Source organism: Caulobacter sp. S45 (genome assembly GCF_903642205.1).
GTDB lineage: Bacteria > Pseudomonadota > Alphaproteobacteria > Caulobacterales > Caulobacteraceae > CAHJWH01.
Genome location: NZ_CAHJWH010000103.1, coordinates 1 through 11,896, shown reverse-complemented (window position 1 = coordinate 11,896; position 11,896 = coordinate 1). Strand labels below are relative to the sequence as shown.

Genomic DNA, 11,896 nt, shown 5'->3' with positions numbered 1-11,896 from the left:
CCCCGTCAGGACGGGCCGGAGGCTCGCCTGCACCGCGCCGCCGGCCGCGATCGCGCGAGCGCCGCCGCCCCCTCCTGACGGGGTGGCTGGCGGCTGCGGCAGGGACGGCGCATCGCCGCGTTGCAGCGCCTTCAGCGCCTCCTCCGGGCTCGGGAGGTCGGCGGCGTAGCACAGCCGGAGCAGCGCCATCTCGGCGGCGGCGACGGGCTGGGGTGCGGTGCGGACCTCCTCGTGCGCCTTCAGCAGCATCTGCCACAGGCGTGAGAGGATGGCGGGCGAGGCCTGGGCGCCGATGGCTGTCAGCCGCGCCGCCTGCTCGCCCGGCAGGCCCAGCGCCTCCGGCCCGAGCATCCGCGCGACCGATGAGCCGTGGGCGTGCTCCAGCAGGTCGAGCATCACCTGCACGGGGTCCGCGCCGAAGCCGTAGAGGGTGCGGAACGCCTCGATCGCCTCGCGCGCACGGCCACCCATCAGGTGCTCGAACAGGGTGATGGTCTGGCTGCGGTCCGCCAGGCCCAGCATGTCGCGCACCACGGCGGCGGAGACGGTCTCGCCATGCTCGGCCTGGACGATGGCCTGGTCCAGCAGAGACTGGCCGTCGCGCACCGACCCCTCGGCGGCGCGGGCGATCAGGGCCAGTCCTTCCGGCTCGACCCGGGCGCCTTCCTGCGCGCAGATCGCCTCCAAGTTCTTCACCAGCACCTGCGGCTCGACCCGTCGCAGGTCGAAGCGCTGGCAGCGGGACAGGATGGTGACCGGGACCTTCCTGATCTCGGTGGTGGCGAAGATGAACTTGGCGTGGGGCGGCGGCTCTTCCAGCGTCTTCAGCAGCGCGTTGAACGCCGCCGTCGACAGCATGTGCACCTCGTCGATGATGTAGACCTTGTAGCGGGCCTCCACCGGGCCGTAGCGTACGCTGTCCAGCAGCTCGCGCATCTCGTCGACCTTGGTGCGGGTGGCGGCGTCGAGCTCCAGCACATCCATGTGCCGGCCCTCGATGATGGAGCGGCAGTGCACGCCCTCCTCGGAGAGGTTGACGGTGGGCGCGTGCACCTCGGCGGACTCGTAGTTCAGGGCGCGGGCGAGAAGGCGGGCGGTGGTGGTCTTACCGACGCCCCGGACGCCCGTGAGCATGAAGGCGTGGGCGATGCGGCCGGAGGTGAAGGCGTTGGCCAGGGTGCGTACCATCGCCTCCTGCCCGATCAGGTCCTCGAACCGGCGCGGCCGGTACTTGCGGGCCAGCACCTGGTAGGCGGCGGAGGACGCAGCCAGCGGCAGTGCGGCGGCGGGAGCCCCGAACATGTCGGAGGTATCTGGGTCGCGTTCGGCGAGGTCCTCGGTCAGGTCGAAATCTGCGTCGCTCATCCGCGCGGGGCCGCCTCGTGCTTCGACAAGCTCAGCATGAGGCTATGGGAGGACCTCTCCTCCTGAGCATCGACCTCTCCAATCGGCCTCGTCCTGAGCCTGTCGAAGGGCGGGGCCGACGCACTACCGCTGATGGGCAGGTGGGTGGAGACTGGACGGCGACCCGAAACTTGGCTCGTTACGGCTGCTTCCTTCCGGACCTGACCGGGTTGGCGAGGGCTCCGCCCGCCGCCAGCCTCCGGCGCGCTATATCGCGCGTGCGGCGACGACGCGCAAGGGAGCCGCCTGGAGGCGCTGTTCCGCCGCAGGCTTGGATGTTAGGGCTGACGCTGGCGGCTCCCCACGCGCCGGCCCCGAGATCATGGACAGCATCGACACCGTCAGCGAAGCCGGCCGCCTGCACGCCCTCTATGGCTACGACGTGCTCGACACGGCTCCGGAAGCGGCGTTCGACGGCCTGGCCAAGGCCGCAGCGGCCATCTGCGGCGCGCCCATGTCGGCGATCAGCCTGGTGGACGCAGAGCGGCAGTGGTTCAAGGCGCGCGTCGGCCTGGAGGTGTCTGAGACGCCGCGGGACGTGTCCTTCTGTTCGCGCGCCATGCACGGGCACGACCTGTTCATCGTCCTCGACACCCACCAGGACGCGCGCTTCAGCGATAACCGCCTGGTCACCGGCGAACCGTTCCTGCGCTTCTATGCCGGAGCCCCGATCCGGGCGGCGGACGGCGCGCCGCTGGGTGCGCTCTGCGTGCTCGATGTCCAGCCCCGTCCCGAAGGCCTGACCGCGGAGCAGGCAAGCGTGCTGCGCGTGCTCGCCGACCAGGTCGAGCCGCAGCTTCGGATGCGTCTGGCCGTGCGGGACCGCGAGGTGATGGCGCAGCGGGAGCAGGCGGTCGCCCTGGCCAGCCTGCAGCGCGAAGGCCGGCTGCTCAGCGCGCTGGAGTCCGCGGAGGTCGGCTGGTGGGACTGGGACGTGGAGGCGGACCGCATCGTCGCCAGCGCGGAGACGGCCCGCGAGTACGGCATCGATCCCACGGCGGCGGCGGGCGGCGTGTCCATGGCGGCCTTCCTCGCCAACGTCCATCCGCACGACCAAAGATGGCTGTCCGACGCTATCGCCGAGGCTCTTGGGACCGGCGAGCCGTTCCGCGAGGAATACCGGCTGATGCGGGGGGGCGGACAGGTGGCCTGGACCTCGTCCCGCGGTCGCTGCCTGCATGACCGGGAAGGCCGGCCGGCCCGCTTCCCGGGCATCTCCGTGGACATCACCGAACGCAAGCTCACCGAGGACCGGCTGAGGGAGGCCGACACCGGCCGGGAGATGGCCATGGACGCGGCGCGCCTGGGCCGGTTCGACCATGATCTCGTCAATGGTCGCCGCTTCTACGACGCACGCGCCCTGGAGATGTTCGGGGTCACGCTGGAGGAGGCGCAGGACAGGGCCCTGGTCTTCTCGCGCCTCCACCCTGACGATCGCCAGCGGGTGATCGAGGCTCAGGACGCCGCCATCAATCCGGAGCGCCGCGGTCCCTATCGCGAGGTCTACCGGGTGCACAACGCCGACACGGGCCAGGAACGCTGGATTTCCGGCGTCGGGCGCAGCCGCTTCAGCGACGGCGTCTGCACGCGCTTCATGGGCGTGCTGGAGGACGTGACCGAGGCCAAGCGCGCCGAGGCGCACCGCCTGCTGCTGGTGCACGAGCTGAACCACAGGGTGAAGAACACGCTGGCGCTGGTGCAGAGCCTCGTCGATGCCTCGCTTCGCGGCGCGAGCGACGTCGTAACGGTACGCGCCGACATCGCCGGGCGCATCCAGGCGCTGAGCCGGGCGCACGACGTGCTCACCCTGCAGAGCTGGTCCGCAGCCTCCACGGCCGAGGTCGTAGAACAGGTGGTCTCCGCCCTCAGCCTGCCACGCGCCCGCCTTGATATCTGCGGCGGCCCCGTGCAGCTCGGGCCGAAACCGGCGCTGCAGCTGACCCTGGCGCTGCACGAACTGGCGACGAACGCGCTGAAGTACGGCGCCCTGTCGAACGGGACCGGACGGGTGCGCCTGGACTGGCGGGTGGCGGAAGGGTTCGGGGCCGGCATGTTCCAGTTCAGCTGGATTGAGACCGGCGGTCCCGCGGTGGTCCCGCCGAGCCGCCAGGGCTTCGGCTCGCGTCTCATCGAACGCGCGACCGCGGCGGAGTTCGGGGGCGAGGTGAAGCTCGACTACGCCGCGGACGGCGTCAGATGGCGGCTGACCGCGCCCTATGCCGGCCTGGCCGACCGGGGCCGCAGCGACGTCCCCGACCTCGTCGGCTGGCCGGACCGGCCTACTGCGGGATGACGGCCGCCTCCATGGGCTGGCCCGACGCCACGTTGAGCACCGCGCTCTCCAGCACGCCGTTGCTGTGGCAGGCGACCGTCAGGGCGCCCGCACGCCGGGCCCGCAGCGTCTGGCTGAAGGCGGCGTTGGCGGTGACCTGCGCGCCGTCCGATGCCGGTTTCACCAGGATGGTCAGGTTCAGCGTCTGGCTCTGCAGCGTATGCATGAGGTCGAACCCCCCGCCGCAGTCCGCGTAAGAGACCAGCAGTCCCTTGCCGGAGACGGCCTGGCGCGCGTCGATCGTGCCCGCGGCCGCATCCTCCGACACGACCGTGATCCCCTGGTCCTGCAGGAAGAGGTGCAGCCGGCGCCAGACGTCGGCGGCGGTGAGCGGCACCAGCCGCTGATGGTTGACGGCGACATAGGCCGGCGGCTGGGCGCACCCGGCGAGGGCCATGAAGGCGAACCAGGCGAACCAGCGGGGCAGGATCGCCGGAATCCGGCAAGGTCTTTGGTGCTGCGGCGGCATAGGCATGATCGGCCTCCTGACGCAAAGGTGCCTCGACTCGGCCGTCTTGGGAATCCTTGGCGGGGCCGCTGCCTGCGCTTTAAGGTGCGTTCTCCCGCCAAGCCTCCTCACAGCTCATGAAAAACCAGCCCAGCCGCCAGAACCGTGGCGCCCGATCAGCCGTCGGCGGCCTCTGCATGGGCCTCCTGGTCCTCGCCGACGCAGCGGGAGCGCAGGAAGCGCCCCGCCGCACGGGCGCGGATCGGCAGGTCGTGGTGCAACTCGCCTATACCCTGGGCGAGGCCCATGCCCTGCGTCGCCTATGCGCAGGTCCGGGCGAGTCGACGTGGTTTGGACGGATGCAGCGGCTGGAGTCCCAGGAAGCCGCTGATGACGCCGCCCGGGCGCAGCTGGTGGAAAGCTTCAACGCGGGCTTCGCCGCGCGCCAAGCGCAGTTCGTCGAGTGCAGCCGGCGATCCCGGGCGACCGAGCGCGCGGTGGCGCAGCGCGGCGCAGCGCTGGCCCAGCGCCTCTCCGCCGACCCGCAGCCCTGACGCCCTTCGCCTTCCCTTGCGTCGCGGGCATGCTATAGCGCCGCACCAATCTTTACGGATCGCCGGACACCTATGGACCTCAGCAAGATCGCCATCGGCCCCAACCCGCCGTACGACCTGTACGCGGTGATCGAGATCCCCCAGGGCGGCGAGCCGGTGAAGTACGAGATCGACAAGGACTCCGGGGCGATCTTCGTCGACCGCTTCCTGCACACGGCCATGTTCTACCCGGCCAACTACGGCTTCATCCCGCACACCCTGGCCGAGGACGGCGACCCCATGGATATCATGGTGGTCAGCTCCACCCCGGTGGTGCCCGGCGCCATCATCCGCTGCCGCCCCATCGGCGTGCTGCTGATGAGCGATGAGGCCGGCAAAGACGAGAAGGTGCTGGCCGTGCCGGTGGACAAGCTGCATCCCTTCTATAAGGACGTCTCGTCCTGGACCTCTCTGCCCTCCATCCTGACCGAGCAGATTTCCCACTTCTTCGCCCACTACAAGGACCTGGAGAAGGGCAAGTCGGTGGACATCGTGCGCTGGGACGGGGTCGAGGAGGCCGCCGCTCTGATCCTTCAGAGCATCGAGCGCGCCAAGGGCACGTCCAAGGCTTGAGGGCGCCGCCCGCCTAGGTCGCCGATCGGGCGCCCCTCAGGGCTGGGCGCCTCCGGGTATGCCCGTCCGGCGCTGGGGGGTCTGAGAGCGGATTTCGACGCTCACCACCTTGCCGGGGCCCACCTCCGCGGCGGCCTCCCTGAGTATCTCCGCCTTGAGCCTCGGCTCGTCGAGATGGACGCCGTCCTGCGGCAGGTTGAACGGCGTGCGGGTCCCCGCATGCACCAGGGCGTCACGCAGGAACGGCTCGTATTCCTGGAGCTTGGAGGCGTCGACGCCCCTGGCCAGCACCACCCGTATGTCGGCGAAGATGTAGTTCACCAGCCGCCCATGGACAACCGCGGGAAGGCCTACGGGCTGGAGGTCGATATAGACCTGCTTCGGCTTGGCCGAAGAGTCCGGCGCCCCCTGCGCTGGTCCCCATAGGGCGAGGGCTGGGATGCACAGGAGAGCTCCACGGCGCATCCAGCCTTCCTGCCGTCCGGGCATCGAGCGTGCAAGTGGATCCTGTTGACGCGACTTCCCGCCTCACCGCAGACACAACCTTGACGACTTTGATGTCGTCATGGTTGTTCAACGCGGGAGGGTCGGTGAACCGTGGAGATCGAAGCCTTCCTTGCAGCGTGGCTGGGCAAGCCCGGCGGGGCGGAGCGCTCCAACGCGCACCTGTTCTTTTGCGATGTCTGCAGCCTGATGGGAGCGCAGCGGCCTCAGGCGGCGGAGCCGGGCGGCCTCGGCGACTACGTCTTTGAACGGGTCGTTCGCCTGCGGGAAAGCGAGGGAGAAGGGGTCTACGGCTGGATAGACCTCTACAAGCGCGGCTGCTTCATCCTGGAGGCGAAACAATCGCGCATGACGGGCGGCCGCAACCGGCCGCCGGGTCTCGCCGCCGGCGAAGGTGACCTGGACCCGTCCCCCTACCGAGGGCGGCGGCTCGGCGCACGGGGCTGGGACAAGCTGATGCGCCATGCGCGCCAACAGGCGGAACGCTACGTCGACCACCTGCCGCCCGACCACGAGGCGCCGCCCTTCCTGATCGTCTGCGACATCGGCGCCGTGCTGGAGATTTACGCCGACTTCAGCGGCACGGGGCGCAACTACACCTATTTCCCGGATCGGCGGACCTACCGCATTTTCCTCGAAGACCTGCGCAAGGAGGACGTTCTCGGTCGCCTCAAAGCGATCTGGACCGATCCCAGGAGCCTGGATCCCGGCTCGATCAAGCAACGCGCCACCCGCGAAATCGGCAGACAGCTCGCGATCGTCTCCCGTAACCTGGAGCGCACCGCCAAAACACGGGGCGTGATCCCGCACGATGTCGCCCAGTTCCTGATGCGTTGCATCTTCACGATGTTCGCCTGCAGCGTCGGCCTGCTGCCGGAACGGGGGCTGGTAGAGCTGCTGGACCGCTGCATCGCCCATCCGGACAGTTTTGCGCCGCTGATGCGGGAACTGTGGGTCAAGATGAACGATCCGCTGCGCGAAGGCCGCTACTTCAGCGACTTCAACGCCTACGTCCCCTACTTCGGCGGCCGGCTGTTCCACCACAGCACCGTCTACCCGCTCGAGCCGGAGGCGATCCGCGCACTGCGCGACGCTGCGGCCCTGTCATGGGCGGATGTGGAGCCTTCGATCTTCGGCGCGCTCCTGGAGGGCGCACTCGATCCTGAGGAGCGAAGACGGCTCGGCGCCCACTACACGCCGCGCCGACATGTCGAGCGGATGGTTCAGACGGTCATCATGGAGCCGCTTCGGGCCGACTGGCAGAAGGCTCTCAGCAAGATTGAGCGCGCACGCAACGAAGGCGCGCCGAAGCGTGCGCAGAAATGGGCTCGCAGGTTTCACCACTACCTGCGCAAGCTCAGGGTGCTCGATCCGGCCTGCGGCACGGGCAACTTCCTCTACATCGCGCTGGAGCTGATCAAGGGCCTGGAGACCGAGGTGCTGGAGACCCTGGTGCAGCTCGGCGCGCCGGAACTGCTCGCGCTGGAGATGGTCAACCCGCACCAGTTCCTCGGCCTGGAGGTGAACCCGCGCGCCGCGGTGATCGCCGAGCTGGTGCTGTGGATCGGCTTCCTGCAGATTCACTACCGCACCCACGCTGGCCATCCGGCCGAACCGATCCTGGAAGCCTACGAGACGGTCCAGATTCGCGACGCCGTGCTCACCTGGGACGGCTACCCCTTTCCAGGCGTGGTGCAGAGCGGGGGACGCTCGATCGAGGCGTTGCCGAACCCGCGTCGCCCGGCATGGCCGGAGGTGGACTTCATCGTCGGCAATCCGCCGTTCATGGGCGGCAAGGACCTGCGCGCGCGCCTGGGCGACCTCTATGCCGAGGCTCTGTGGGCCGCCCATCCGCAGATGAACCGCAGCGCCGACCTGGTCATGTACTGGTGGGACCACGCCGCCGAACGGCTGGTGCAGGAGGGATCGCGCCTGCGCCGCTTCGGCTTCGTCACCACCAACTCCCTGACCCAGAGCTTCCAGCGCCAGACCTTGGAGCGCCATCTGAACGGCGAACGGCCGCTGCATTTGGTCTATGCCATAGCCGACCATCCCTGGACGCGCGCGGCGCCTGACGCAGCGGCTGTGCGGGTCGCCATGACCGTGGCGCAGGGCGGCCCGGGCGAGGGCATGCGCCTGGAGATCGTGGGCGAGGGCGCGCTGGACGGCGACGATCCGCAGCTCGACTTCAGGCGGTCGCCGGGACGCATCAACAGCGACCTGAGCGTGGGCGTCGACCTCACCAAGGCCACGCCCCTGCTGGCCAACCGGGGACTCTGTTCCCCGGGCGTGAAGCTTCACGGCGCGGGCTTCATCGTCAGCCATGGGCGTGCGCGGGAGCTCGGTCTAGGCCGCCGCCCCGGGCTGGAGGCGCATATCCGCCCGTACCTGAATGGTCGTGACATCGCCCAGCAGTCCCGCGACGCCTGGGTGATCGACCTCTACCCGCTGGCTTCCGAAACGGTGTGCGCCCGCTTTCCCGAAGTGTACCAGCACCTGCTCGCCTCGGTGAAGCCGCACCGCGACGCCAACCGTATGGCGTTCCGTCGCGAGCACTGGTGGTGGTTCGGCGCCACCCACGAAACGTACCGGAGCTTCACCGCCGCCCTGCCCCGCTACATCGCCACGCCCGAGACGGCCAAGCACCGCATCTTCGTCTTCGTGCCTGCGGGCGTGCGAGCGGACAACATGCTGGTCAACTTCGGCCTATCGGAGAGCTTCCACCTGGGGGTGCTGTCGTCTCGCGTGCACCTCGCCTGGGCCCTGGCCACCGGCGCGGTGCTGGAGGACCGGCCGCGCTACACCAAGTCCGCCTGCTTCGAGCCCTTCCCCTTTCCCGATCCAAGCCGGACCCTGCGCCGCCGCATAGGCGAGGTGGCCGAGGAGCTGGCCACGACCCGTGTGCAGGTCCAGGCCGAGCATCCGCAGCTCACCCTCACGGCCCTCTACAACGCCCTGGCGGCGCGAGGCGCCGGCGTTGACGCCGCGCTGCTCGCTCAGGGCCGCATCCTGATCCTGCAGGAACTTCACGCCCAACTCGACGCCCTTGTGCTGCAGGCCTACGGCTGGCCCTTGGCGCTCCCAGACTCCGACCTGCTCGCCCGGCTGTTCGACCTGAACCAGGAGAGACGCCGCGAGGAGGCCGGCGGCAAGATAAGGTGGTTGCGACCCGACTACCAACGGGGGCGTTTCGCCGGCCCGGAGGTCGGCCGCGGGGCAAGCGATCCGATGCAAGTGGCGCCAGCGCATCGCACAGCCGCCTTGCCACCCTTCCCCACCGACCCCGACGAGCAGTCCGAGGTTGTGCTGACGATGCTGGCGGCACGTGGAAGCCCGATGAGCGTCTCCGAAACCGCCGCCTGCTTCAAAAGCCGACGGCGCCGCCTGATGGAGGATGTCGAACGCGCTCTGCTGGTGCTGGCTCAATATGGTCAGATCAGAGTGACGCCCGACGGTCGCTTCCTGGCGCGGCTCGCCGCCTGAAGGAAAATCACCGCACGAGTTTCATCGCAGGCTTGATCGCTTGGCCACCCGACCGCGCTGAGTGCCTGCAGGGGTCCAAACCGCGGTGTGCGGGGGGGACGGCCGTCTCCGGGCCTAACGCGCGAACGGTCAGGCGTTCAGGAGGCCCTTGGCGGTCAGCATGGTCTTCAGTTCGCCGTCCTGGAACATCTCGCGCACGATGTCGGAGCCGCCGACGAACTCGCCCTTCACATAGAGCTGCGGGATGGTCGGCCAGTCGCTGAAGCTCTTGACGCCCTGGCGCAGGCTCTCGTCCTGCAGCACGTCGACGCCCACGAAATCCACGCCGAGGTGGTCGAGGATTTGCACCACCAACGAGGAGAAGCCGCACTTGGGCTGGTCCGGCACGCCCTTCATGAACAGCACCACCGGATGTTCGGCGATAGTCTTGGCGATGAAGCCGTCCGCAGCCTGGGCGGGTTCGGCGGTCTGGTGGAGGGTGTCGGTCATGACGGGCTGGGCTCCTCGGGGCGAGCGACGAACCCAGAGCTAGGCCGACCGGCGCGTCATATCAAGCCATGGCCGGGTCAGGCCACGCTTTGGCGGGCGGTGGCGGCGAACCGGGCGATCTCAATCTGGGCGGCGACGCCGGCCGGCAGTTCGCGCTCCACCGCCTCCGCCAGGCTCTCCAGGGTCTGCGGGCTGTCCGGCTCGACGATGACGCTGGCCAACCCGGGTTCGGTCAAGGCATAGCCCAAGGTGATCTGCGGACCGGTCCAGCCGCGTGTCTGGTCGAGGAAGGCGTAGACCTCGGGGCTGGCCATGTGCGGCCGCCGGATCAGGCGGGCCAGGCCCCGGATCACCGGGGCGCTCGGCGTGGGCTCTGCGGCGTCGATATGCGGTCCGTAGCCGAGGATGGTCATGCCGCGCTGGGCGGCGTGCTTCAGCAGGTTCCGCTCCGGCCAGCCCGAACAGATGTTGTACCGGATGGCCAGCACGTCGAAGTCGATCTTGGGAAGGTACTCGTCGGTGGTCAGCGCGTCGCCCGCAAGCGCCAAGCGGGTCGTCAGCCGCGCCTGGCGGACCGCCTCAAGTTCGGCCAACTCGCTTCGTGTGAGGACGCCGGGCGCAGGCTGGTCCAGCATCAGGGCATCCAGGTAGGTTGCGCCGCTGGCGGCCAGCGCGGTGCGCACCTGACGCTCGAAGGGCGGACCGTCCAGGTCCAGCCGCAGCATGACGATCAGCACCCGTCGTCCCGCGACCGCCACCGCCTGCCTCAGCGCCTCGGCCGCACCGATGTCGCCGGCCGCAAAGCTGAAGCTGTTGACGCCCAGCTCGAGCGCCGCGCAGGTCAGCCTGTGGGCCTGCGCCGCCGTCTGGCCCGCGCGCAGCGACAGGGTTATGGCCGAGCTGGACAGCCCGGTGCTGGTGTAGGGGCGGTAGCGCATGGCCCTCAGCCTTCCCGCGCCGCGGTCTCGAGCGCCAGGGCGTGCAGCTCGCCGCCCATGCGGCCTTCGAGCGCGGCGTAGACGAGCTTGTGCTGGCGCACCCGGGACAGCCCCTTGAAGACGTCGCTGACGATGCGGGCGCGGTAGTGGTCGCCGTCGCCGGCCAAGTCGTCGATCGAGATGTCGGCGTCAGGGAAGGCGGCGCGCAGGCTGGCGTCCAGGTCTGACACCGACATCGGCATGGTCCGCCCCCGCGGGCGCTACGGACAGCGACCCGATTCTGCTCCAATCTAGCCCGGGAGCTTGACCGAGCCGTTAATGGTGAAGCGGCGTAAACGCACCTATATCGGATGCTCGCCGATTGCGAGGAGCCGAGATGACGCCTGACGGGACCCAAGCGATGCACGCCGCCCACCGCTCCGCCTCGGGCTTCGATCTTACCCCGCCGTCGCCCCAGGAGCGCCAGTCGTTGGAGGCGGCGCTTACCGGCGAGGAGAAGCGCGTGCTGCTGAACCACGGCACCGAGGCGCCCTTCTGCGGCGGCCTGTTGAACAACAAGAAGGCGGGCGCCTACTGCTGCAGGCTCTGCGGGCTGCCGCTGTTTCGCGCCCAGGCCAAGTTCGAGAGCGGCACCGGCTGGCCCTCCTTCACCACGCCCTATGACGACGAACACGTGCGGGCCATCGTGGACCGCGGCTACGGCATGACGCGGACCGAGACCCGCTGCGCGCGCTGCGACAGCCACCAGGGCCACGTCTTTCCCGACGGGCCCAGGCCGACCGGGCTGCGCTACTGCATCAACTCCGTCTCCCTGCAGTTCGCCGCCCAGGACGAACCCTTCCCCGATCCGATGCATCGGGGGGAAGCCAGCCTCAAGGCCGAGACGGGCAGCTAGCGGCGGTCTGGCTCAGCCCTGGCCACCCCGCCGCCAGGCGGCTTCAACGGACGTCCTGAGATCGCCCCGCACGCTCCGGCGGACCAGAGACACGCCCTGCAGCGCCAGGCGTGGGCCGCCCAGCAGCCGTGACCGCCAGGCGTAGCCCAGGCGGTAGATCGACTGGTCGGTGCGCATCTCGCCGTCCTGGACATAGGTGGCGATCACGCCGACGGGCAGGGTTGCCTCGCCGTCGGC

Annotated in this window: 11 protein-coding genes, 1 other RNA gene and 1 pseudogene; 5 read left to right on the top strand and 8 right to left on the bottom strand. The window is 69.4% G+C overall.

Annotated features, from left to right (window positions below; genetic code table 11):
• Positions 1-1,365, bottom strand: a 1,365-nt coding sequence (locus tag HUV06_RS10840) for a DNA polymerase III subunit gamma/tau (protein WP_174301284.1), incomplete at its 3' end; no start/stop codon positions are given.
• Between the two features lie 143 nt (positions 1,366-1,508).
• Positions 1,509-1,605, bottom strand: an RNA gene (gene ffs, locus HUV06_RS10835) — signal recognition particle sRNA small type.
• Positions 1,606-1,726: 121 nt separating this feature from the next.
• On the opposite strand from ffs, the gene HUV06_RS10830 reads away from it, so the two are divergent.
• Positions 1,727-3,697 carry a PAS domain-containing protein gene (locus tag HUV06_RS10830; RefSeq protein ID WP_174301283.1) on the top strand — a complete coding sequence of 657 codons (1,971 nt, stop codon included), beginning with the start codon at positions 1,727-1,729 and terminating at the stop codon, positions 3,695-3,697.
• On the opposite strand, the gene HUV06_RS10825 is transcribed toward HUV06_RS10830, so the two are convergent.
• Positions 3,684-4,211, bottom strand: coding sequence for a hypothetical protein (locus tag HUV06_RS10825; RefSeq protein WP_174301282.1), 528 nt, complete (start codon positions 4,209-4,211; stop codon positions 3,684-3,686). The two genes, HUV06_RS10830 and HUV06_RS10825, sit on opposite strands and share 14 nt — an antisense overlap.
• Before the next feature lie 170 nt (positions 4,212-4,381).
• Here HUV06_RS10825 and HUV06_RS10820 point away from each other — a divergent pair, with 170 nt between their 5' ends.
• Both HUV06_RS10820 and ppa read left to right on the top strand, forming a co-directional pair.
• A complete protein-coding gene (locus HUV06_RS10820) occupies positions 4,382-4,738 on the top strand; it encodes a TIGR02301 family protein (protein WP_174301281.1) in 357 nt (118 codons plus the stop codon).
• Between the two features lie 72 nt (positions 4,739-4,810).
• Positions 4,811-5,350 carry an inorganic diphosphatase gene (ppa, locus tag HUV06_RS10815; RefSeq protein WP_174301280.1) on the top strand — a complete coding sequence of 180 codons (540 nt, stop codon included), beginning with the start codon at positions 4,811-4,813 and terminating at the stop codon, positions 5,348-5,350.
• Positions 5,351-5,386: 36 nt separating this feature from the next.
• Here the strand turns inward: ppa and HUV06_RS10810 are convergent, their stop codons facing one another.
• Entirely contained in the window at positions 5,387-5,815 is a 429-nt protein-coding gene (locus HUV06_RS10810) for a hypothetical protein (RefSeq protein ID WP_174301279.1), read from the bottom strand.
• Between the two features lie 132 nt (positions 5,816-5,947).
• Here HUV06_RS10810 and HUV06_RS10805 point away from each other — a divergent pair, with 132 nt between their 5' ends.
• Positions 5,948-9,337, top strand: coding sequence for a class I SAM-dependent DNA methyltransferase (locus tag HUV06_RS10805; RefSeq protein ID WP_174301278.1), 3,390 nt, complete (start codon positions 5,948-5,950; stop codon positions 9,335-9,337).
• Between the two features lie 129 nt (positions 9,338-9,466).
• On the opposite strand, the gene grxD is transcribed toward HUV06_RS10805, so the two are convergent.
• The 3 genes from grxD to HUV06_RS10790 all read right to left on the bottom strand — a co-directional run bounded on the left by grxD (position 9,467) and on the right by HUV06_RS10790 (position 11,006).
• Positions 9,467-9,826, bottom strand: a complete 360-nt coding sequence (grxD, locus tag HUV06_RS10800; RefSeq protein ID WP_174301277.1) for a Grx4 family monothiol glutaredoxin — start codon at positions 9,824-9,826, stop codon at positions 9,467-9,469.
• A gap of 77 nt (positions 9,827-9,903) precedes the next feature.
• Positions 9,904-10,764, bottom strand: a complete 861-nt coding sequence (locus HUV06_RS10795; RefSeq protein WP_174301276.1) for an aldo/keto reductase — start codon at positions 10,762-10,764, stop codon at positions 9,904-9,906.
• Positions 10,765-10,769: 5 nt separating this feature from the next.
• Positions 10,770-11,006 carry a BolA/IbaG family iron-sulfur metabolism protein gene (locus HUV06_RS10790; RefSeq protein ID WP_174301275.1) on the bottom strand — a complete coding sequence of 79 codons (237 nt, stop codon included), beginning with the start codon at positions 11,004-11,006 and terminating at the stop codon, positions 10,770-10,772.
• 158 nt (positions 11,007-11,164) lie between these two features.
• Between HUV06_RS10790 and msrB the strand changes: the two genes are divergently transcribed.
• Positions 11,165-11,659, top strand: coding sequence for a peptide-methionine (R)-S-oxide reductase MsrB (msrB, locus tag HUV06_RS10785; protein WP_174301285.1), 495 nt, complete (start codon positions 11,165-11,167; stop codon positions 11,657-11,659).
• Between the two features lie 12 nt (positions 11,660-11,671).
• Here the strand turns inward: msrB and HUV06_RS10780 are convergent.
• Positions 11,672-11,896, bottom strand: a pseudogene (locus HUV06_RS10780) (hypothetical protein); the annotation flags it as partial.

What these genes read in the sequence shown, in the direction of transcription:
- HUV06_RS10830 (WP_174301283.1), top strand. Translation starts at nt 1,727, where the DNA reads ATGGACAGCATCGACACCGTCAGCGAAGCCGGCCGCCTGCACGCCCTC.
- HUV06_RS10825 (WP_174301282.1), bottom strand. Translation starts at nt 4,211, where the DNA reads ATGCCTATGCCGCCGCAGCACCAAAGACCTTGCCGGATTCCGGCGATC.
- HUV06_RS10820 (WP_174301281.1), top strand. Translation starts at nt 4,382, where the DNA reads ATGGGCCTCCTGGTCCTCGCCGACGCAGCGGGAGCGCAGGAAGCGCCC.
- ppa (WP_174301280.1), top strand. Translation starts at nt 4,811, where the DNA reads ATGGACCTCAGCAAGATCGCCATCGGCCCCAACCCGCCGTACGACCTG.
- HUV06_RS10810 (WP_174301279.1), bottom strand. Translation starts at nt 5,815, where the DNA reads ATGCGCCGTGGAGCTCTCCTGTGCATCCCAGCCCTCGCCCTATGGGGA.
- grxD (WP_174301277.1), bottom strand. Translation starts at nt 9,826, where the DNA reads ATGACCGACACCCTCCACCAGACCGCCGAACCCGCCCAGGCTGCGGAC.
- HUV06_RS10795 (WP_174301276.1), bottom strand. Translation starts at nt 10,764, where the DNA reads ATGCGCTACCGCCCCTACACCAGCACCGGGCTGTCCAGCTCGGCCATA.
- HUV06_RS10790 (WP_174301275.1), bottom strand. Translation starts at nt 11,006, where the DNA reads ATGCCGATGTCGGTGTCAGACCTGGACGCCAGCCTGCGCGCCGCCTTC.
- msrB (WP_174301285.1), top strand. Translation starts at nt 11,165, where the DNA reads ATGCACGCCGCCCACCGCTCCGCCTCGGGCTTCGATCTTACCCCGCCG.